At 43.1% G+C, this 20,988-nt stretch carries 24 protein-coding genes; 4 read left to right on the top strand and 20 right to left on the bottom strand.

Annotation, left to right across the window (positions count from 1 at the left end; all coding sequences use genetic code 11):
* Nucleotides 1-189: 189 nt before the first annotated feature.
* From BP97_RS0124965 to BP97_RS0124945, 7 genes are all read right to left on the bottom strand, one after another.
* Nucleotides 190-1,332 carry an NAD(P)/FAD-dependent oxidoreductase gene (locus BP97_RS0124965; protein ID WP_028551573.1) on the bottom strand — a complete coding sequence of 381 codons (1,143 nt, stop codon included), beginning with the start codon at nucleotides 1,330-1,332 and terminating at the stop codon, nucleotides 190-192.
* Between the two features lie 5 nt (nucleotides 1,333-1,337).
* Nucleotides 1,338-2,063, bottom strand: a complete 726-nt coding sequence (locus BP97_RS0124960; protein WP_028551572.1) for a methyltransferase domain-containing protein — start codon at nucleotides 2,061-2,063, stop codon at nucleotides 1,338-1,340.
* Nucleotides 2,056-3,201 carry a type III polyketide synthase gene (locus tag BP97_RS0124955; protein ID WP_081824351.1) on the bottom strand — a complete coding sequence of 382 codons (1,146 nt, stop codon included), beginning with the start codon at nucleotides 3,199-3,201 and terminating at the stop codon, nucleotides 2,056-2,058. The genes BP97_RS0124960 and BP97_RS0124955 overlap by 8 nt, the downstream gene beginning before the upstream one ends.
* A 212-nt stretch (nucleotides 3,202-3,413) precedes the next feature.
* A complete protein-coding gene (gene rpmG, locus BP97_RS39815; RefSeq protein ID WP_081824350.1) occupies nucleotides 3,414-3,563 on the bottom strand; it encodes a 50S ribosomal protein L33 in 150 nt (49 codons plus the stop codon).
* Between the two features lie 38 nt (nucleotides 3,564-3,601).
* Complete coding sequence (locus BP97_RS0124950; protein ID WP_442952387.1) at nucleotides 3,602-4,807, bottom strand: GTP-binding protein; 1,206 nt, start codon at nucleotides 4,805-4,807, stop codon at nucleotides 3,602-3,604.
* A gap of 219 nt (nucleotides 4,808-5,026) precedes the next feature.
* Nucleotides 5,027-5,287, bottom strand: coding sequence for a DUF6171 family protein (locus BP97_RS41760; protein ID WP_442952386.1), 261 nt, complete (start codon nucleotides 5,285-5,287; stop codon nucleotides 5,027-5,029).
* Nucleotides 5,288-5,293: 6 nt separating this feature from the next.
* Nucleotides 5,294-6,781, bottom strand: a complete 1,488-nt coding sequence (locus BP97_RS0124945; RefSeq protein WP_028551569.1) for an alpha-N-arabinofuranosidase — start codon at nucleotides 6,779-6,781, stop codon at nucleotides 5,294-5,296.
* Nucleotides 6,782-6,991: 210 nt separating this feature from the next.
* Here BP97_RS0124945 and BP97_RS0124940 point away from each other — a divergent pair, with 210 nt between their 5' ends.
* Nucleotides 6,992-7,897, top strand: a complete 906-nt coding sequence (locus BP97_RS0124940) for an ArsR/SmtB family transcription factor (RefSeq protein WP_028551568.1) — start codon at nucleotides 6,992-6,994, stop codon at nucleotides 7,895-7,897.
* 92 nt (nucleotides 7,898-7,989) lie between these two features.
* Here the strand turns inward: BP97_RS0124940 and BP97_RS0124935 are convergent, their stop codons facing one another.
* From BP97_RS0124935 to BP97_RS0124915, 5 genes are all read right to left on the bottom strand, one after another.
* Nucleotides 7,990-8,649 carry an NAD-dependent epimerase/dehydratase family protein gene (locus BP97_RS0124935; protein WP_028551567.1) on the bottom strand — a complete coding sequence of 220 codons (660 nt, stop codon included), beginning with the start codon at nucleotides 8,647-8,649 and terminating at the stop codon, nucleotides 7,990-7,992.
* Between the two features lie 121 nt (nucleotides 8,650-8,770).
* The gene (locus tag BP97_RS0124930) at nucleotides 8,771-9,619 is read right to left on the bottom strand and encodes an alpha/beta fold macrolide esterase (protein WP_028551566.1); all 849 of its coding nucleotides are present in this window, start codon (nucleotides 9,617-9,619) and stop codon (nucleotides 8,771-8,773) included.
* A 249-nt stretch (nucleotides 9,620-9,868) separates the two neighbouring features.
* Complete coding sequence (locus BP97_RS0124925; RefSeq protein ID WP_028551565.1) at nucleotides 9,869-10,138, bottom strand: hypothetical protein; 270 nt, start codon at nucleotides 10,136-10,138, stop codon at nucleotides 9,869-9,871.
* A 65-nt stretch (nucleotides 10,139-10,203) separates the two neighbouring features.
* Nucleotides 10,204-10,608 carry a YhjD family protein gene (locus tag BP97_RS0124920; RefSeq protein WP_028551564.1) on the bottom strand — a complete coding sequence of 135 codons (405 nt, stop codon included), beginning with the start codon at nucleotides 10,606-10,608 and terminating at the stop codon, nucleotides 10,204-10,206.
* A gap of 95 nt (nucleotides 10,609-10,703) precedes the next feature.
* Complete coding sequence (locus BP97_RS0124915; protein ID WP_028551563.1) at nucleotides 10,704-11,060, bottom strand: winged helix-turn-helix transcriptional regulator; 357 nt, start codon at nucleotides 11,058-11,060, stop codon at nucleotides 10,704-10,706.
* 193 nt (nucleotides 11,061-11,253) lie between these two features.
* Between BP97_RS0124915 and BP97_RS0124910 the strand changes: the two genes are divergently transcribed.
* On the top strand, nucleotides 11,254-11,982 hold the full coding sequence (locus tag BP97_RS0124910) for an SDR family oxidoreductase (RefSeq protein WP_028551562.1): 729 nt from the start codon (nucleotides 11,254-11,256) through the stop codon (nucleotides 11,980-11,982).
* Between the two features lie 88 nt (nucleotides 11,983-12,070).
* Here BP97_RS0124910 and BP97_RS0124905 read toward each other — a convergent pair whose 3' ends face one another.
* The 4 genes from BP97_RS0124905 to BP97_RS0124890 all read right to left on the bottom strand — a co-directional run bounded on the left by BP97_RS0124905 (nucleotide 12,071) and on the right by BP97_RS0124890 (nucleotide 14,898).
* Nucleotides 12,071-12,616 carry a GNAT family N-acetyltransferase gene (locus BP97_RS0124905; RefSeq protein ID WP_028551561.1) on the bottom strand — a complete coding sequence of 182 codons (546 nt, stop codon included), beginning with the start codon at nucleotides 12,614-12,616 and terminating at the stop codon, nucleotides 12,071-12,073.
* Nucleotides 12,617-12,629: 13 nt separating this feature from the next.
* Nucleotides 12,630-13,796, bottom strand: coding sequence for an MFS transporter (locus BP97_RS0124900; protein ID WP_028551560.1), 1,167 nt, complete (start codon nucleotides 13,794-13,796; stop codon nucleotides 12,630-12,632).
* 124 nt (nucleotides 13,797-13,920) lie between these two features.
* On the bottom strand, nucleotides 13,921-14,232 hold the full coding sequence (locus BP97_RS0124895) for an ArsR/SmtB family transcription factor (RefSeq protein WP_028551559.1): 312 nt from the start codon (nucleotides 14,230-14,232) through the stop codon (nucleotides 13,921-13,923).
* 78 nt (nucleotides 14,233-14,310) lie between these two features.
* Nucleotides 14,311-14,898 carry an NAD(P)H-dependent oxidoreductase gene (locus BP97_RS0124890; RefSeq protein ID WP_028551558.1) on the bottom strand — a complete coding sequence of 196 codons (588 nt, stop codon included), beginning with the start codon at nucleotides 14,896-14,898 and terminating at the stop codon, nucleotides 14,311-14,313.
* A 118-nt stretch (nucleotides 14,899-15,016) separates the two neighbouring features.
* Here BP97_RS0124890 and BP97_RS0124885 point away from each other — a divergent pair, with 118 nt between their 5' ends.
* On the top strand, nucleotides 15,017-15,457 hold the full coding sequence (locus BP97_RS0124885) for a MarR family winged helix-turn-helix transcriptional regulator (protein ID WP_028551557.1): 441 nt from the start codon (nucleotides 15,017-15,019) through the stop codon (nucleotides 15,455-15,457).
* 97 nt (nucleotides 15,458-15,554) lie between these two features.
* Here BP97_RS0124885 and BP97_RS0124880 read toward each other — a convergent pair whose 3' ends face one another.
* On the bottom strand, nucleotides 15,555-16,667 hold the full coding sequence (locus tag BP97_RS0124880) for an AbrB family transcriptional regulator (protein WP_231506395.1): 1,113 nt from the start codon (nucleotides 16,665-16,667) through the stop codon (nucleotides 15,555-15,557).
* A 32-nt stretch (nucleotides 16,668-16,699) separates the two neighbouring features.
* Nucleotides 16,700-17,437 (bottom strand): MBL fold metallo-hydrolase, encoded by a 738-nt coding sequence (locus BP97_RS0124875; protein ID WP_028551555.1) that lies wholly within the window; start codon nucleotides 17,435-17,437, stop codon nucleotides 16,700-16,702.
* 133 nt (nucleotides 17,438-17,570) lie between these two features.
* Here BP97_RS0124875 and BP97_RS0124870 point away from each other — a divergent pair, with 133 nt between their 5' ends.
* Complete coding sequence (locus BP97_RS0124870) at nucleotides 17,571-18,452, top strand: TetR/AcrR family transcriptional regulator (RefSeq protein ID WP_028551554.1); 882 nt, start codon at nucleotides 17,571-17,573, stop codon at nucleotides 18,450-18,452.
* Between the two features lie 315 nt (nucleotides 18,453-18,767).
* On the opposite strand, the gene BP97_RS0124865 is transcribed toward BP97_RS0124870, so the two are convergent.
* Nucleotides 18,768-19,088: an MFS transporter gene (locus BP97_RS0124865; RefSeq protein WP_028551553.1), complete on the bottom strand. Its 321-nt coding sequence runs from the start codon at nucleotides 19,086-19,088 to the stop codon at nucleotides 18,768-18,770.
* A gap of 84 nt (nucleotides 19,089-19,172) precedes the next feature.
* Complete coding sequence (gene uidA / locus BP97_RS0124860; RefSeq protein WP_028551552.1) at nucleotides 19,173-20,966, bottom strand: beta-glucuronidase; 1,794 nt, start codon at nucleotides 20,964-20,966, stop codon at nucleotides 19,173-19,175.
* Nucleotides 20,967-20,988: the final 22 nt, after the last annotated feature.

Below are 20,988 nucleotides of genomic sequence, written 5' to 3'. Positions count from 1 at the left end.
CTTGTAAACCCCCTGAGTATAATCTTACCAACCATCAGGTTAGTCGCTTACAAGAAAGATATCATGATTGCGTGTGTGTAGCGTAACTCCAATTAACTATATCTGGTTATAGCCTAAAGCTATAGCAAAATTCCAAAACGACCTTTGGCCCTCATTTCTTCGTCAGTACCTTATTCCGTGCCGTGTGCATTATTCATTGTTCTCTTTTAGTCGGGTCGCTTGAACTAATCCATAGGCAATTCCTGGTGTATAATGGGCTGCACCTACTAACAGCTGTGACAAAAGCGGAACATCGAACAGCCTTTGAAGAAGACGCCCCCATTGTAAAGGTCCTCTAAATTCCCGTAGTATAGATCTCGAGTAATCACGCTGCCACTTAGCCCATGTTATATCTCCTGCTAAATAGCTGTCTGCAAGCGGCGCGCATAATTGAGCTGAACGAAGCGCCATGGACATTCCGTCACCGCAGAGTGGCGGTATTGTTAATACGGCATCCCCTACTAGTGGGATCCTATCCCATGCAACGGGTTTACGAGTTAAATCTACTGGGGCAACTGCTGTTTGAGTTTCTGGTACAGGAATCGCATCAGCAAGCTTTTGATGAAGTATTGGATTTCTACGAGAACATTCATACAGTAAGCCCAAGACCGTTTTGTCACCATTCTGAAAAGCTTTCCGTTTCAGCAGTGCTGAAACATTCACTACACCGCCCCCAATGGAAGAAATACCCAAATATCCCCCTTCAAAAAAATAAAGCTCTATTACAGGTTCCATCCCTACTCCTCTAAAATGGGATTTCACCCCCATATACGAGTTATTAATGCTGCCTTTGGGATGGGGGCCAGGGAGCATCGTACGACAATTAGCGCCCCATGCAGCAATAAGAGCACGTACCTGATAGGTTCTGTGCTCGTCCCCTTGTTTCGTTTCAATCAAATATCCTTTGTTATTCGGCGATACGGAGGTTACCGTTGTTGAGGTTTGTATATGCACCCCAGAGCTTAATGCCGCACTATGGAGAGTGGAATCAAGTAAATACCGGCTTACCCCTAAAGCAATACCGGGTAGAGGAATTTCTAACACCTTACCATTGCTGAGGATCAATCGTATCCGGCTAATCACGCTAGGCTGTAAGGATTCTACATATTCACTTAGACCCAGAGATTTCAGCATACTTTGAGATTCAGGGGACAAAAATTCACCGCAAACCTTATGTCGAGGAAATTTCTTGCGGTCGATCAGTAGGGTCTCCCAGCCGCGAACGGCCAAGGCTCTTGCTAATGTGCTGCCCGCAATCCCAGCCCCAATGACAGCAGTATCTAAGTGATGCATCCCCTTCAACTCCGGTTACTTGTATTATGATTCCTAATGACGACCGCATACCGAAACAAGGGTCTCCACGAATAAAACATCTCTTCTATACCTAATGTTTTCTTGAGATATTTCCAATCATCCGAGCGAAAGCCTTTGGCCACCGACAAGGGCCCGTCATTTAAAATGTAGCGGTTTTTGGAGAAAACTCGGACCGTACACCACACTGCTGCCCATGGAATCCAGTGTCGATGAATATCATTGATGACAACGCCTAGTCGAGATGCCTTAAGCATGCTTTGAACCACCATGGGGAGCTCATTCACAGCAAAGTGATGGACAAATTGTGTTGCCGTCACAACATCTACGCAGCCTTCCGGTAATTCAAATAAATTACTTCGTTTAACTTGAATTCTCGGTTCATGTCGGAAATACAATCTTGCCTCTTCACAAGCTTCTTCCGTAATGTCGGCCAAGGTGATTTGGAGATCGATATGGTTACGCTCCGCCCATTTAAGAATGTGCCGGTTCACATCGCCCGAACCCGCTCCAATATCCAATATAGTAAACCGTTGCGGTTTGCCCGCTTCCCTCCACACTCTCTGGACTCCGAAGAGTGTAGGCGCAGCGGCTCCAAAGATTCGATTAAGCCTTCGAAGATGCGACAAAGCTTCACGAAGCTCCGGCCCTCCAATCGAAAAGTCATCCATTATTTCGTGTTCTACAGCCCGTTCCTTGAACCTGCTAAACATGGATTTCCTCTAAAATGGTTTTCTGGATTTGGACGGAAGGCATATAAGTAATTTTGATTATTTCACACGTAAGACCAGGCCCAAATGCGAGGGCTACGCCACTGGTTGGTCCGGAATTACGTCTTACCAGCTCGTGTCTCATCTCATTAAGCACAAACAATATAGTGGCGGAGGACATATTCCCATAATTGCGCAGAACGCCTCTACTATAGCTGGTTTGTTCTTCCGTCAGTTCGAACAGATCTTCCAGAGTGTCAATAATCCCCTTGCCCCCGGGATGAATCGCCCATAATAGGGGCTTTTGATCACCGCTTAACAACCGTTCTACTTGCTCTGGAACAAATCTGCCTAACAGTTTTGGAATGCTGGTTGATAAATACAGATCGAACCCGTAATTGCCTACCTCCCACAGCATCTCTTCAGAAGAATCCGGCAGGAGAACGGATAGCTCCTCCCTTAATTGGAATATCCCCCGCTGATCTGCACCCGCTGTACCTACCAGACAAGCTGAAGCTCCATCACCAAAAAAAGAAGCACTAAATAGAGCTTCACGCTGGCTCGATGGCTGAATGTGGAGTGTACACAATTCAACACATACAATTAGTATTTTGGCAGATGGATTACTCGACACAATTTGTCGCGATAGGCATATTGCCTTTAATCCAGCGGCGCATCCTAGAAAGTTAAGCGGGATCCGATTGACCGTGACTTCTAAACCCAATAGACGGATCAATGCAGCATCCATACCAGGAAGGAATTGTCCTGTACAACTAACTGTTATCAGATGAGTGATGTCAGATGCATTCACATTCCCATCGGATATGGCTTTTCGTGCTGCACTCACCCCTAACGGGATGGCCTCTCTTTTATAGGTTTCCATTCGTTCTGCAGTTGATGGAACTGGCAAATCCGCTACATGGGAGAAATAGCGGCACTCCTCCGCAGCGTCCAATAAGTTAGGTTCGCAGGTATAACGGCTTTCGACTCCGCATTGTTTAAAGATTTTTCTCGCCCATCGAGCTGAGTCTGGGAACTCGTTTAATGCTTGACTTAATCTTAGTGAAGTGTCCGTTTGATCCAGACGGTAATTCGGGACAGCTGTACCGATACCTAAAATGAAGGGGCCCGCTTCTTTCATCCTTGGTCTCATCCTCTCGCGAAATGATGTTAAGCGTAACGGCATATGAGCAAAACAACAGCCCTGGGATAAGAGCTGTTGTTGATATAAGGCAAAAAACTGTCTGTTCAAAAGTTTCACGCACTTACCAAATCTTTACCATATTTATCATCAATATAGCCCCGATGCGGATTTTTTATACAACCTCTATCAACCTGAGAACATTATGTTCCTTACCTTGTTTCACGATGAAGTGTAACTTTTTTAAGACGAGGACAATACTTTCGAAGTTCTAAACGTTCCGGGTTTGTCCTTTTGTTCTTAGATGTCGTATAATTGCGGTCTCCTGTTTCTGTGCATGCCAATGTAATTGTAACTCTCACCCTGCTCACTACCCTTCAGTTTATTAGGTTTCGTTCGCCTATAGTTCTGTTTCGCTAACATTCGGCAGCGTATCTGGAATTTGATTCCAGTCTCGATCCATCTCCTCGGCAGTTAGCAAGCATGAATCCAGACTTGCCTCGATTTGAATACGATCCATATCAATACCAATAAAGACAACTTTATTTATTCGATCCCCATATTCGTGGTGCCATTGCGCGGCAAGCTCTGGATCTTCACTCAGCATTACCCTTTGTTCTTCCTTCGGTAAAGCAGCAATCCAGTAGCCTGATGGGCCGAATCGAATGGATGGTCCTGCCTGGCTTAAGCTCTGTCCAAATTGATCGCGTGTCGCCAGCCACATGATCCCTTTTGCTCTGACAATTTCAGCAGGCCATTGCTCCATCCATTGTTTTAAACGCTCAGGATGAAAGGGTCTTACTCGCTCATACACAAAGGAGGTAATCCCATACTCTTCCGTTTCAGGTGTGTGCGCCGGTTTCTCCAGCTCTTTGATCCATCCTGCAGAATGGCTCGCTTCATCGAAATTGAACAAGCCCGTATTTAGAATGTCTGTAGGATTAACGCGTCCATGCTCAGTACGGATCAATCTAGCTCTCGGCTGCAGCTTGCGAAGAATGGTTTCCAATTCAACGAGATCGTCATCGCTCACTTTATCGCACTTGTTTAATAGAAGCACATCGCAGAACTCTATTTGATCCACCAATAGATCTACAACCTCGCGTGTGTCCTCTTCCCCTACTGCCTGACCTCTCTCCAGCAGCATTTCTCCTGAAGAGAAATCATGCCAGAACCGGTAAGCGTCCACGACCGTAACCATACAGTCGAGCAGACAAAATCGGGATAAATCGATCCCTTGTTCCTCATCAATATAGCTGAAGGTTTGAGCCACTGGCAGCGGTTCTCCGACACCTGTAGATTCAATGAGAATATAATCGAAGCGATTTTCTAATGCCAATTTTTCAACCTCTCTGAGCAGGTCCTCGCGAAGCGTGCAGCAGATGCAGCCGTTAGACATTTCCACCAGCTTTTCATTTGTTCTTGAAAGTCCCCCTCCATCCTTTACTAAGGAAGCATCGATATTTACTTCACTTAGATCGTTAACTATGACGGCTACTTTCAAGCCGTTGCGATTGTTCAGGACATGATTAAGCACGGTTGTTTTACCTGACCCCAGATAACCACTTAATACGGTTACTGGAATTTTGTTATCAATGTTCATCATTTTCATCACCTTTTATATGTAATTTTTACGATTATAACTTATAGTTAAAGGGTATAAAACCAACCTTTCAACTAATAAGCTCTCCTTCTGTCTTAACTATTTTTTGCTGCTCGTTACTTAAACGTAATTATTACGCTTTATGGATTGTAGCAAATAGTTATCCAACAGTCAAATATAATTTAAAACCCCAAATCCATCGATTTGGGGTTGGTAGCTTCATTATGTCCATTTAGAAGCACCCGGCGAGGGACAGCTCCTCTCCTTAAGCAGTGCCCTTACTTGCACAAAGCACCCGCAATGGCGGCATGTATGTGCACTCATTAGAGCTTCGCATTTGCTGCATGCAGCCAGTCTTTCGTTATATATATTTTCTGCTACACAATTTGAGGGAATGCGGCGAAGTATGGCAATCATTCGGTTTATCTGTTCTTCCGACACATCCTCGTCATCCGAACAGCTTCGACAATAGGGATTTGACATGCTGCATTAACCTATTGTCAGCAAAACCACAGACTTCGATGGCAAATTTGTGCTTAACAAGCCATCTTGCAAATGGGCTTCCCAAAAATCAGCAGTATTTACATGATTAGGTTCGGCAAACGTATTATGCGCCTGCATGTGATCCGCCGTTACGATTCGTCCTGCTACCTGTGCTGCTGAATTCACATATCCGCGCAGCTCCAATTCGACTTGTGCCTCCTGCTCATGATGAATGTTGCACAGGGTGATTCGTACAAGACCATCTGAACCTTTTGAGGCGGACACACTTACCTGTGGTAGAGAGACACCGTCCAGATCATAATATGCATTTTCCATGATATGCAGATCCAGCAACTCAGCGCCCTGGTGATCTTTGTACAGGTCAAATACATGGTAGGAAGGTGTCTTAATCATGCTGCTGCCTTCTGTTAAAATCATTGCTTGGAGCACGTTCACGGTCTGAGCAATATTAGCCATATGTACACGATCACAGTGATTGTTAAAAATATTCAAAGTGACTCCGGCAACCAGCGCATCCCGCAGCGTGTTTTGCTGGTAGAGAAACCCAGGATTGGTTCCCGGCTCAGGGTCGAACCATGTCCCCCATTCGTCTACAATGATGCCTACCCTTTTATCTGGATCGTACTTATCCATAATCGTAGCATGTTTCGTAACAAGCTCATCCATAACAAGCGCTTTACGGAGAGTCGTAAACCATTCATGAACTTCAAATTCGGTAGCGGAGCCCTTTTGCTTCCACACTCCTGGAACAGTGTAATAATGCAAGCTTAAGCCATGCATATATCGGGCAGCTTCTCGCATTAGAATTTCAGTCCAATTATAGTTAAAGTCGTTGGCTCCGCCTGCGATTTTGTAAATCTTATTCTCTCCAAAATTGCGCACATACGTTTGAAATTGTCTATAGAGATCTGCATAGTATTCCGGTCTCATGTTGCCGCCGCAGCCCCAATTTTCATTGCCCACACCAAAATACTTCAGCTTCCACGGCTTTTCTCGCCCGTTTCTTCTTCTCCAATCCGCCATAGGGGATTCTCCGTCAAACGTCATATATTCTATCCATTCCTGCATCTCCTGTACGGACCCGCTGCCAACATTTCCGCAAATGTACGGCTCGCAATCCAACAGCTCACAAAGCCTCATAAATTCATGTGTTCCGAAATGATTATTCTCCACAAGTCCGCCCCAATGAGTGTTTACCATACGCTTACGGTTTTCTTTGGGACCCACGCCATCCTTCCAATGGTATTCGTCAGCAAAGCATCCACCAGGCCAACGAAGAACCGGTATATTGATTTGCTTCAGAGCCTCAAGTACGTCATTGCGGAATCCTTCGGTATTCGGAATTGGAGAGTCTTCCCCGACCCAGATGCCTTCATAAATACAACGGCCGAGGTGCTCTGCGAAATGTCCGTAAATATGCTCGCTAATTGTACCGCGCACTAAGTCCGTATGAATAACAATTTGAGTTTTCATTGAAGAACATTCCTTTCTAATTTATAATTGAATTAATATAAATATTAATTTAATAAATATATGTATTAACCTGATAATAGTAAATCATAAGCCCAGAGGTTTGACAACCCCTTTTTAAGCTCATTTTCATTGACTTTCTTGAATTTATGTTTATATTAATTACAGGTAAAGTTCAACTGAGGATTTCTAAACGAGAAAGGAACCCCGCGTATGCTTAAGGTCACAACAGAAACCGACCATTTACCCTTGTTTGAAGCATTGGCAAGTGAAGTACGACTTCGCATTCTACAAATGCTCTCTGCCCAACCTATGAATATAAAAGATATTGCCCACCACTTGGAGCTAAGCAGCGCTATTGTAACAATGCATATTCGCAAGCTCGAAGCAGGCGGACTCATTCAGACACAATTGGTTCGCAAAGACGGCGGTACTCACAAAATGTGCTCCCTTGCCGTGGAGCGGATTCAGATAGAGCTCCCTCATACGGGAGAAATTCAGCGACAAGTATACGAGAGCACCATCCCTATTGGACATTATACGGAGTTCGATATTTACCCTACCTGTGGAATCGCTACTAAGGATAAAATTATTGGTCAATTCGATGATCCCCGTTACTTTTTGGAGCCGGAACGGATGCATGCGCATATTCTTTGGTTTGGTAAAGGATATGTTGAGTACCGAATTCCCAACTACCTTCTTCCCGGACAACAGCCTGAAGAAATCGAAATTACTATGGAGCTTGGTTCGGAAGCCCCGGGTGCAAATGATAATTGGCCTTCCGATATTCGTTTTTATTTGAATAATACGCTTCTCGGTCAATGGACAAGCCCTGGAGATTACGGGAGCAGCAGAGGAAAATATGCACCGGACTGGTGGCGGACTGGTTTGAATCAATACGGTCTCTTGAAAGTCATCAGGATTAAAGAGGAAGGAACCTTTATTGATGGTCAACTGATGTCGTCAACCGGACTAGCGAGCCTTTCACTTGATCGAAATCATTGGACATTGAGGCTTGCCGTAGAGGAAGATTCGGCTCATGTGGGTGGGTTGACTTTATATGGAGAGGGTTTTGGTAACTACAGTCGCGACCCTTTGTTCAGGGTCTACTATCGATGAAACGTCTCGCTTCTACCCATCTATGAAAAAGACTTAACGAGTCGGCTGATTCGTTTCAGATATAGCGGGCAGGACACGGACGCTCGACCCAATTATATTGTGTTGATTTCTCTGCTTTCAATGATTGATTTAGGATATCCTTCCCTAACAACCTTGATCATTGCACGTCCAAGCTGCTGCGATGTTGTGATAGCATTAGGAAACATTTTTTGTAACAATGGATTGAACGGTCGCATGAGAGTATAAAAAAATTGATAAAGCTTAGTCCTGGATTTAATGTTGTTCAGAGGCAGAATTCCTCCAGGTCGGAACATGTAAGCTGCTTTAAATGGAAGTTTGAGTAGATCGTTCTCCGTCTTCCCCTTCACCCGCGCCCACATACTGCGCCCGCTCTCCGAGCTATCAGTGCCCGCTCCTGTTACATAAATGAAGGTCATCTCAGGATTAAGTATCGATAACGTCTGAGCTACACTGAGGGTAATATCGTAGGTTACTGCCCGATACTGTTCTTCCGTCATTCCTACCGAGGAAACACCGAGACAGAAGAAGCATGCGTCGTATCCCACAAGTGACTGTTCAATATCGGATAAGTCAAGCATGTCCTGATGTACCAGCTCGTGCAGCTTATTGTTCTGCTGGTCTGTAGCTCTACGGCCGACAGTTAGCACCTTTTGCACATGGGGATCCAGCAAGCATTCGCGCAGCACGCTTTGCCCTACCATGCCCGTCGCCCCAAAAATAAGTGCCTTCATGCTTCATACCTCCATGATGAACCCATATTTTATCAAAAAAAAAGGGTTACAACCCGATTGACCATTGGTGTAACCCTTCTCAGTTTAGATGATTGCAATAATAATCCTACGAACCTGTGTGTTAAGAAGTGTGGTTAAGAATCCCTTTTATTATGAGGTCCCAATCGTCAAAATGTATTTCATGACCAGACCCGTCGAGTGTTAATATCGTTGCATTCGAAAATTCTTTCACTAGAGCTTGACCATGCTCATAAGGAAGCACTGTATCTTCTGTACCATGAATCACCAGAACAGGCATCTTGATTTCTTGCAGCCTTCCCTCATAGGAAGCGTCACCTTTTAATAAAGCATGGTTAAACATACTCAGTAGGTTGTTAGCTCGGTTTATTTCTTCTCTTACCTGCTTATAGGCTCTCTTCTCATCGAACACATGCTTCGATCCGCAGAGCAAGCTGGACCCAGCAGTTAAATAGGCCGCGACCGCATCTTCATCATTCCAGTTCAAAGAAGCTGCATTCGCGTGATAAGCAAGAATCCTCTCGTCCATGGGAGGCAAATTGCGATCATTATCCTCCGAGCCAAATATCCCCGAGGCAATCAACGTTAACGATAGCACTCTTTGCGGATGATTAATGGCCGCGATTTGTGCAATCATTCCACCTAATGACATGCCTACAAGATGCGCTTGCTCAATCTCGTAAGCATCAAGCACCCTAACTGCGTCTTCAGCCATATCTACGACTGAATAATGAGAACTTCCAGGTTCATAAGTCGTGGAACATCCAACATCTCTATTGTCATAACGGATAACAAATCTCCCCGTATCGGCTAATCGTTGACAAAACTCCTCGTCCCAATAAACCATCGAACACATGGCTCCCATAATCAACAGAACTGCAGGATTCTCGGAATTACCGAAGCTTTCGGTACATAGTTCAATTTCGTTATGATGGATAATGTTTACGCTCATGTTAAATTCCTCGCTTCATTCGAATTTTAGTTAAAATAAAAGGCACAATCAAATAAACTCATCGATTTGCATCAAAAAAAAGGTTGAGTCAGATTGGAACGATTTATTTTAACGTAAGCGAATGAATTTAATAATCACGATAAGCACACTCCTTGAAATAGATGCTAGGGTTGTTAACCCACTATAGATTATAACATGTCACGAGTACCTTCTGCATCTACACTAAGAGTTGATAGTGGTTGAATTACTTTATCTGAACAACTCAATCATTTTATTAATAAGTGCAAACTCAAGAACGACAACGATGATACACACCAGCGAGTAGGCCTGCAGCTTTACAGTGCTAAATTTATCTTTCCAATATTCTCCTCTGAAGAAGGAAATAAAATTAGGAGTAAAGGAATACCTAACGGATTCTTCAAATTCATCTGCGTCGTAAAAAAACAATTTAAAAATGAATCTGTACACCGGATAATTTATAATAAATAAAAGGATTAGGATCAAAATGCTCCAATTCATCAGGCACCTCCTTTTATTTTACTACGAGAAGTAAATTAAAAAGTTCCATATTTTACCTAAATTCATTACGAACGAATAGGAACAATTTGGGTATGGTTGAGCGCCACAATGTGCACTACCTCAGCAACATAGCGGTTGATAAGAGCCACAACTCCAGCTCTAATGACATCCTGATTAATGGTAAAGTGCCCCATATGATCACGTAAAATATACGGATACCGAGCGCAGTCCCCATCGTGCTGTTCCTCTGTATCGATAACAATCATATTTCGTTCATTCATTTGCTTCCTTACCGCGGACAGCTCTTCACGCATTCGATTGATCATGATCATTGCTGTATCTGCATAAAGCTTGCGTAAAGTCGCTGCGGATGTTTCCATCTCAATGCGATTGGTATTGACCACTGTAATGGCAATCGGAATTAATATATAATCCACCATTAATTCAAATTCTTTGTCCGAAGGTTTCATGGATATCACCTCAATCTCATTATATGAGAACTAGCGTTCCCATATCAATAAGAATTTATTCCATGAATTTATGCTGACTCCATGACAAGCATCCTTCACTCAACTTCATCGTCCTCCATGCTTCGTGCTTCCACCATCTCCAGATGTTTTCGTCCCCAGCTGCACATGCTGTCCAAGACAGAAGATACAGTCTTACCATGTTCAGACAAGCTATACTCGACCTTCGGAGGCATCTCTTGATACATGACTCGAAGGATTAGCTGGTCCTCTTCAAGCTCCCGCAATTGTTTTGCCAATGTGCCTTGAGATACATCAGGGATTAGACGTCGAAGTTCACCGAAGCGTTTGGTTCCGTCAACAAGCAGAATAAATAAAATAAGTGGCTTCCATTTGCCACCAATCATTTCGAGAGTTGTAATGACCCCTTTTAGTCTGGGCTCTTTTAAATTCATCTTTATTCTCCACCTCAACTTCTATGATACCTGCTGTTCTACACTTTTGCACGATGATTTGTACAAGCCCTATTAGCATCCATTAGTACGAAAATTCGTACCAAGTACGTTCCAAGTGCGTACTTGGCAGTTTAGGCTGCATCGCTAATAATAGTAAACGAAGACTATTCCATACTATTCAGAGGTGAATACAATGTCGATTTATACATTGAAAGATCAACGCGTCGTCATCATTGGAGGCAGCTCGGGCATTGGTCTTGCCGTTGCCAAACAAACCATTGAACAAGGCGGTCAAGTTGTAATAGCCGGTCGATCCATCGACAAACTAGAGCAGGCTCGCCAACTGCTAGGAAATGGAAGTATAGAAATGCACCCTTTAGATAATCGAAATGTGGATGAGCTCCAGACTTTTTTTGAGAAGATCGGAAGCTTTGACCATCTATTTACACCTGGCGCGTCCTATGTGAGAGGCCCTATTACATCCGATTTGGAGATTGCCTGCAGCTGTTTTGACGCCAAGTTTTGGCCTCAATATAACGCAGTGAAGTATGGAGTACCCTATATTAGCTCTAATGGTTCCATTGTTTTGATGTCTGGAGCTTTTAGCCAGCGCCCCCTTGCGGACGGGGCATCCTACGCTGCATGTAATGGCGCTATAGAAAGCCTCGGCAAAGCGCTCGCGGTTGAATTGGCACCTGTTAGAGTAAATGTCATTTCTCCAGGTACGATTCATACCTCTTTTAATTGGGAAGGAGCAGAACAAGCGGTGAGAGATAAATCCTATGAGGAGTATACTCGATTGAATCTGCTTGGACGCGTGGGTCATGCCTATGAAGCCGCGCATACTACGATCTATTTAATGACCAATGGGTTTACGACAGGTAGTACACTCTTTCCTGATGGGGGTTATATTCTAAGATGAGTACGAGATGCCATTGTAATAGCTACTGAAATAACAAACGGGCCGACAATTGCCGGCTCGTTCTTCTGGAGATGTATATTTTATCTCATTATGTAGACAGATACCAATACAAGGCTGTCTCCTCTCTGCCCTCTAATATATTTTTGTATATATAGCAATCAATTCCGCCCAGCACGAACCCACAGCTTTCATAGAACTTGCAGGCTTTCACGTTATTGTTTTGCGTTTCCAGCATGATACCCTTCATATTCCCAGACTTGGCCCAACTCTTGGCTTTATCTATAAGCTGTCGACCGATTCCATATCTTCTGAATTGTAAGTCGACCTTGATGTCCTCAATATACGCATATTGATTCCAGTTTCTCTTTATCATGATTTGACCTGCTAGTTGCTCCTCGCAAAAGGCCAAATACATAACTTGATCTGGATTATTAATATAGGATGAATAGTCGGTTTCTTCATCGTCCTTCCCCTCTATATCCATATAACTTTTCGTATACGGGGGAATTTCCTTAATTACATAGTGGAATTTATGTCCCGTAAAAGTTAGAACAAGCATGGAATCAACCGTAAAGCTGTCATCTATTGGATCTAGTCGATCCCCATGCGCAAATTCTTTTACATAAATTTCCATTTGACGCCTCCTTTTAGAGAGATTTCGCGATTGCTGCTTTCCAGTTAACTTTAACAATAACTGTCACGAGAGCAAGTATGGCAAATAAAGCACCACTCCATATTAATTGATGGATTCCCAAATGAGCGATGAACCATCCGCCCGTCGCAGTCCCTACCGTAATACCCAAATTCGTAAATGATACAAATAAGCTGTTACCGAATTCGGGAGCTTCCTTCGCTTCTGTAGTTAACCATGCTTGACTCACAATAAGCCCGCCGGAGTGCACGATTCCCCAAATGATGATAATTACTACCATCGGATTGAAATATTCTCCCAAAAAATAAACAGCAGTATAGACCCCTATATACAATAAGGGAAATATAATGACAGTCTTCCTTAGGCTTTTGTTGAGAAATCCCCCAAACACAAAATTGCCCCAAATCATAATAATACCAAAAATCATTAACATAAGACTAATCCAGGAACCGCTCATATGAGTCACTTCAGCCAGATACTCAGCAAAGTAACTGTAGACCGAGAACATAGCCGCAAAGATTAAAGTGATGGTTGCGATATGTAACCATAGCTGCGGTTTTCTTAATATGCTCAGCTGCTTGCCGTAAGACATTTTCTCTTTTATAGGCATAGACGGAAGCCAGGCAGCAATTCCCGCAAAGGCAATACCACTGACTGCAGCTCCAAACAGAAATGCGGCCTCCAGCGAAAGTCGTTCCGCAAGGTATGAAGTTAAAGGGACGCCAAAGGCAAATCCAACCGTGATTCCTGCAAAAACTTGTGTGACCGCTTTGCCGCTTTTTTCAGGCGAGACTAATTGTGCTGCCGTAACCAGAGCTACCGAGAAAAAGATAGGGTGAAATATAGCTGGGATAATGCGAAATAAAAGCATAATATCGAACTTGGACGTGAAGGCATACACAACATTGGATACAGCAAACATCAATACTGCAGTTAGTAATATGGTTTTACGATTAATACCAGAAGCAAGTAATGTCACGAATGGGCCTGATAGCGCAACAACAAGGGCAAAAATACTGACAAGCCACCCTGCCTGCGATGCCGTAATATGATATTTTTCAGTGACCTGCGGCAAAATACCGACGATCCCCATTTCCGTTGTAATAATGCCAAACACGCCTAAAGCTAGAATCATAATTAACATCGGGTTTATCTTGTTCATCTTTTATTAAGTCTCCATTTCCATGTACTATTCATGCGGACCTTTAATGATTCATTATCTATATAATCATATATCTAAATATATAGATATGTTGAGACAAAAAAAAGAGGTGCCTCCTCTCCCCTTAAAGTTCCTTTTGAACATATTCGGCAAATTCCTGAATCGTCTTTTCATTTCTTCGATAAAACGTCCACTTTCCGATCCGTTCGGATTCCAGCAATCCGGCTTTTAGCATGGTTAGCAAATAGCTGGAGATAACTGACTGAGCAAGCTCTGCCTTTGACTGAATATCCGCCACGCATACGCCAACCTTGAAGTTGATCCCATGCTGAATGTAAGGACTTTTATCAAAAAAATCCTCGGGATGCTTTAACCAATACATAATTTGACGCCGCGTCTCGTTCGACAATGCTTTATAGATTAATGAAGGGTCCATAACGGTTATTATATCTATTTTTATAGATTTGTAAATGCGTATTTATAAATGCCCATATCTGCTTATGCTTTATTTTTGCTACCTGCTAACCGTTCTAAAATAGCGGAATACTTTGTTTAGCTTTTCTTCATGTCTGCCTTTGGGGCTTTCCATGGACCCGAATTCAAAAAACTTGACCTTCTTGATTCCTACAAATTGAAATAATGCTTTCCTCATTAAAATTTGATGTGCATTGTTCAGCCAAAGCAATGGGTAATGCGCCGGACCTTTCATGGTTGAAATACATACGACCGACTTTCCTTTCAGAAGTCCTTCGGGCAGTAAGCCTTTCTTGTCTCTGTAGGCAAAATTAGCGGCAAACATCTTATCAATGTAACCCATTAGCATAGCCGGAGGCCTTCCCCACCAGATAGGGTATACGAATACGATTTTTTCAGCCCATAGGATCTGCTCCCGGTACTTTTCAAGTGCAGGATCAGAATGCATATCCCTTCTGCGTTTATTCTTATTGAACACCAGAACAGGATCAAACTCCTCTTCATATAAATCCAAAATTTTAACCTCAGTAATATGGGGATTTTCACTGCTTCCCTGGACCACTTTTTGCAAAAAAGAATAGCTTAAGCTTTGGTGATTGGGATGAGTGTAAATGACAAGCACGTTCATAGATCCACCTCTTTTGTTATCATTTGATAACCAAATCGTAACACTTTCCATTTTTGTTGTCAATTGATAATTGTTATTTGAACATTATTTTGATATCGTATAAAGAAGAGGTGAATAAATGGATAAGCATGCTTTCTTCCAAAAATTCGTAGCATTTTCTGCCGCTGTTCATCAAACAACACACGAAATGACCAAAGACGTTAAAGCCGATGATATCACCCCCGTTCAGTACAACATTCTTGAATATATTGCGATTAGTCAGCCGGTTACACCCAGCCAAGTAAGCGATTGCCAGCATATGTCCATGCCAAATACGAGCCGTGAATTAAAAAAATTATGTGAGAAAAACTTATGTGAGAAGTTCGACGCGCCAGACGATCGCCGTAAACAATATTATCGTCTTAATCCAGAAGGAGAACATATGATGAGTGAGGCATTCAAGCTGATCGAGGCTCGTTTTCTACAGCGGCTGCGTGATGCTTCCAAAGAAGACCTAGAAGAGATTGAATATGCTTTGGATGTGCTCAGCACCAAGGTATTTTACTCGGATAAACCATGATGATAGGTTCTGATGTGTTACTTTGTCTCTACACCACAGCGAAGAAGCTCCGCTTCCTTTCGATAAGGTCGCAGAGCTTTTTTTGTAATGGAAGCCTTTAGTGTCGAACAGCCGTTTTGCGAAGCACCCTTTTGAACACAGCCTTCAAGAGCGGAGGCACGGCAATGAAGATGAACAAGGTGCGGAACAGCTGGTAGCAAATCACCACGGACAATTCAGCCCCCGCTTCTTTGGCGATAATCCCCATCTGGTCCATCCCTCCGGGAGATAGACTTAAAAAGGCCGTGACTAGAGTTACATCATGAAGTTTGGTCAGCAATAGGCTCAAGCCAATAGAGCATGAGATTAAGATGATTCCGCTTAGGATGGCGAGAACAATGATTTTGAGCTTCTTGTTTAATTGCTCTGGCTTCAGCAGCATTCCTACATATATCCCAACAAACATCTGTGAAAAGTTAATGATTAAGGTCGGAAGCGCATGTCCGTGATAGCCTGACAAATTCAACAAAATGGTTGCTATCATCGGTCCGAGCAAGTATGCCGTTGGAAGTTTGACCTTATTCCCTATTATCGCGAACAAAGTACAAACCACGGCAAATACCAGAATAGATGGGAACAAATCTTGCCATCCGCTTGAAACACCTGGTATGGTGCTCGCAAGCTGCTGATGATGCTGAACGCCAAATAGTGGACTGAACACAAGCACAGGAACGAAGAAAATAATCATCATCAGCCGGGATACTTGCAAGAAAGTAACCACCGTCAGATCGACGCCCTTAATCTCTTCGGCTAACGGTATCATCTGTGTCAGACCACCAGGAATACTTCCCATTAACACAGTTGGAAAAGGAATACCCGACACCAAGGATACGATGAGTGCAATAATGAAGCTGCAGCATAAAAGAAGTACCGTTAATAAAATCATTGTTGGCAGCTGCCGACCAATTTCGTGCAAAGTCTCCAACGTAAAGGATAGCCCAATCGTATAACCAATGATGATCATTCCTGAGCTACGTATCGCAGAAGGCCAATAAGGCTGAATGGACCTGATGGATTTGGACCCAACAAGGACAAGAAACATCGGCCCAAGCAACCATGGAATCGGCATATGAATCAGTTGAAAAAGAAGCGCCCCTAACACACCGACGATTAACGTGTAAAGGAATCTCCCCCACTTTTGTCCTGCTAGCTGTTGATATTTCAAATTCACCACTTCTTTTCCTAATACAAACATACAACCAATTAATTCTCGGCTGCTGTCAATTCATCCAGTCGTTGACGAATATTCCCTTTGTATAGCCCGCCATGGTAGCAGATGACCGCTTGAATGTCATATTGTTTATATTTATTAAGGGATTCGATAGCCTGCTCCATATTCGGTGTAACATTCGGATTAGGCCCTTGCAGCTCTCCTCCTATTACAACCATAGCATCTCCTGCAATCAAAGTTTTGCTTGGCTCGTGGTAAAGGCTGATATGTCCTGGAGTATGTCCCGGTGTGTGAATAACGACCACCCCGCCGGCTAACGCAAGCTTTTCACCATCATTCACGGTATGAGTAACAATCCCAGGAGTCGTGTTCGAGAATGCTGCTTCGAATTGTTCTCGCAGGTTTTCAGGCAATGATTGAAGCAGCGTCTGCTTTCTTTCAGGGCTCACTTTAATAAACGGAATTTTTCCATCAATATAAGGCTGGTCATCCGGATGAGCGAGGACTTCTATTGGAGCCTTACTCTCTGCGAGAAATTGCGGAAGCCCTCCTACATGATCGATATCCTGATGGGTTAAAATAATCTTGCTGGGCTCATCGACTTGAATTCCTGAATTACGAACAAGATCTAATATAATATTGCGGCAGCCTGGCATACCTGTATCTACAAGTACATACGATTCCGAATCATAAAACACAGTCGGGTGAATAACCATCGGAGTACCTGGTATAGCTAGTTCAAGCATTTCAATTCCTTCAGCAATTTTCATAGTTTCCAAAGCCTCCTAATCTATACTCAGCAAAAACCAACGAGTTCATTATATGACTCGCGAGTTTCATCTGTCAATTCTATTATTGACCATTCTTATGGTATCATGTCAAAATACGGAGGGGGTGCAAGGATTGGAAGAACTAAAAAAACAGCAAATCATTCATACAGCAATGGGTGTTTTTAAGGAAAAAGGTTATTTTGCCGCTTCAATGAAAGATATTGCGGAAGCCTGCGGCATGGCCAAAGGAAGCATTTATAAAATATTCCCTTCCAAGGAGGATTTATTCACAGCAGTATTTGTAGCGTGTCATCAAACAATGTTCGATCAAGCAAAGAAGCTGGACCAGCAAGGAGGTCTATCTTCCCCCAAAGATAAGTTGCAGCGCAAGATCGAATTCCAGCTTCAATTCATGATGGAGAACTACTATTTCACGAGTGAATTCAAAGAACTCCCCGTTAAAGATAACGAGCAATTTATTATTGCCTGGAAGAAGAAAAGAGTGGCTCTTCTCAAGATGTTACGGGATTGCTTCCATGAAGCTTATGGTGATACAATCAATGATTATATTTGGGACATTGTCGTTATTTATCGGGGGTTATTGAAAGAATATTTATCCTTTACGATTCAAAAAGCGATAGCTCTTTCTATGTCCGAGCTAGCTCTCTTCTTGGTGGAACGAATGGATACGGTTGTTAACGGATTAATTACGCAAAAGCCAACAGCCGTGTTGAAAGAGTGCAACGTATATTTCAATCAACTGAACCCCATTGATCCCGCTACACTAAAGCAAATGATTAGCGAAGTGCTAGGCTCTATTGAGACTAAAATTAATGTACTCGCGGTTGCCGCTCCAGTACACAAGGAACTGCTTGAAGTTATCGGACTGCTGCAAAAAGAATTTGAGCAAGAGGTCCCTAATCATACACTTCTTCGTGTTTATGCCTCCTATCTAGAAAACAACTCGGAGCTAAGTCCCTATATACGTCAGCTTCAATTAATGATGGAACGGTGATAACCTATTCCCACAAAAATAGGATCAAGTACTTGCCCTCTATAGGACAAAAACTTGATCCGTTTCGTTTCAACTCAAATTGGGAGTGGGCTGAATTATCAGCATTCGGGGTAAGTACACGCTTACATTTTAGATTAAAGATCAATCTTCGATTCTTAATTGAATCATATCTTCATTCAAGTTAACTAATTTGCTCTTGTTCAAGTTATAAATCGATAGCATCGCGCCCAGAGATATTAATGCTCCTATTGCAGGTATGAGTGTGATAATATCTTTTATCCGGAATATGCGTAAACGTCATCACTCCCAATAAAGTTACTGGTAGTGCACAATACAATAAATACGGACGAAACTTCCCTTTCGTGCCGGCAGGCTTCGAGTCAACATAAGCCCCCACGCAACGTCAAAAAGTGCATCAAGCACTCGAGCGACCAATAAAATCATGCCCGCAGCTGCAGCTGATATACCGTAGACATCCGTATAAAATAACATCAGGTAACCGCTTATTAAACCGAAGAATAAATCAGTACCTATGTCACCAAACATATAACCAGTTTTATCTTTAATCCCAATTTTACGAACTTGATTTGTAGGTCTTGTGTCAACTGCGGTCGAGTATTCCATATTTGTATTCATGCTAGTAACCTCTATCATGATCGTTCGGAAGAGTGGCTAGTGAGTGGTTGCTCACTAGCCTGCTGCCGTTTCTCGGTAAGGCTATTACTTATATCCGAATTGGGGAATCGAATGCCAGCGTTTACGCAGCTCGTGCGCGGCGTACTTCGGCTTTCGGTCCCTAGTAAAAATGCCTTTTTTATTCCCTTGGACACGAATGATGCCTTGGCTCGTATTAAAATCAGCAAAGTTCCATACTTGTTCACCTACGAAAGTCTTGAATTCATCAAAAACCTCATGGTTAGCACGTAAGTATTCAACCTGGAACTCTTCGGTAAACATGACCGGATCCACATCGTGCAAGCCTGCTACGGTATCTGCTCCATATTCCGTCATAATAATCGGTTTGCCCGGGCAGCGCTGACTCCAGCCATTAAACTCTTCACGGAGCTTAAGCTTAGCCATCTCCCAATCACCGCTCTGAACGTACCAGCCATAGTAACGGTTTAGAGCAAGCACATCGACAAGCTCTGCTACCTTGCAGGTTTCCGGCGTTGACATCAGATGAGTTACAATCGTAACTGGTCTTTTCTGCGGATCCAGTTGTTTGGCAAGCTCTACCAGCGGTTTAAAATATTCATAAGCTCCTTCCTCCTCTGATGCCGGTTCATTGGCAATGGACCACATAACGACGCATGGATGATTTTTGTCACGAGCAATCAATTCTTCTATAACCTGTTTATGATGCTCCGCAGTTTGTAGCTCCTCCCATGTTTTTCTCTTCGGTCCGCCTCCGAAAATTGCCATAAAGTTCAAGTGAAGTCCGACTGCAGGCGTTTCGTCTATAACAACGATTCCTTCTTTATCAGCAAGTCTCATGATTTCTTCCGAGTACGGATAGTGTGCGGTTCGGAACGAATTGGCTCCAATCCATTTCATCAACCGAAAATCCATAACATTAGCCGCTTCGTCAAACCCTCTGCCATGAATCGCAGTATCCTCGTGCTTCCCGAAGCCTTTAAAATAAAACGGCTTGTGATTAATAAGAAACTGTCCGTCTTTCACTTCCACAGTCCTAACACCGAAAGGCTGTTCATATTCGTCCATGGTTTGTTCATTTTCACTTACTTCGATTCTCATTTTGTATAAGTACGGACTTAGAGGCTCCCACAGGTTCACTCCGCTAATGGTTATAACACCTTGTGCGGCACTACTCTCAGCCACAATTGTATCCTGTTCATCAAGGATGGTCACTTTCGTCTTCGCAGCTCCATTTACCTCTACCTTATAATGAACCGATCCGGAGGTTCCGTTCACTTCCGAAACAATCGTTACATCCTTGACATAAGTATGAGGTGTTGTATAGATTTTGACCGGCCGATGAATTCCTGCATAATTGAAAAAATCGAAATTGGGTTGATTACTTACAACCTTGCCTATCCCCGGCACTTCATTCTCGCTATAATTTCCTACAGGCAGTGTCGATTCATCCACGATATTGTTCACGGCAACTGTAATTCGGTTTTTTCCTTGGTTCAAGTGCGAATTGATCACGCTTTCAAAAGGTGTAAAGCCTCCTTGATGTTCAGCCACTAACTCCCCGTTAACATACACTTTTGCCTTATGGGTAGCAGATCCGAACCTCAATACGATACGCTCAGCTAAAAGCAAGCTTGGTATTGTGAACTCTCTTTCATACCACACCCAACCTACATGACTGCGAATGTCCGCCGTCACTCCAAGATCGTTATAGGATGAAGGCACCGCCATATTCATGGTGGCTATTAGAGGAGATTCATACCATTTGTCTTGAAAGCCCTTTCCAGAATCCAGTTTAAATCCCCAAATACCGTTCAAATCTATCATGCTGCGTGACTCAGTAATAATCGGATATAACATATGATGGTCTCCTTTTATTCAT

Source organism: Paenibacillus sp. UNC451MF (assembly GCF_000686845.1).
GTDB lineage: Bacteria > Bacillota > Bacilli > Paenibacillales > NBRC-103111 > Paenibacillus_S.
Note: the sequence above shows the minus strand (reverse complement) of the source record. Positions and strands in the feature narration are given on the sequence as shown.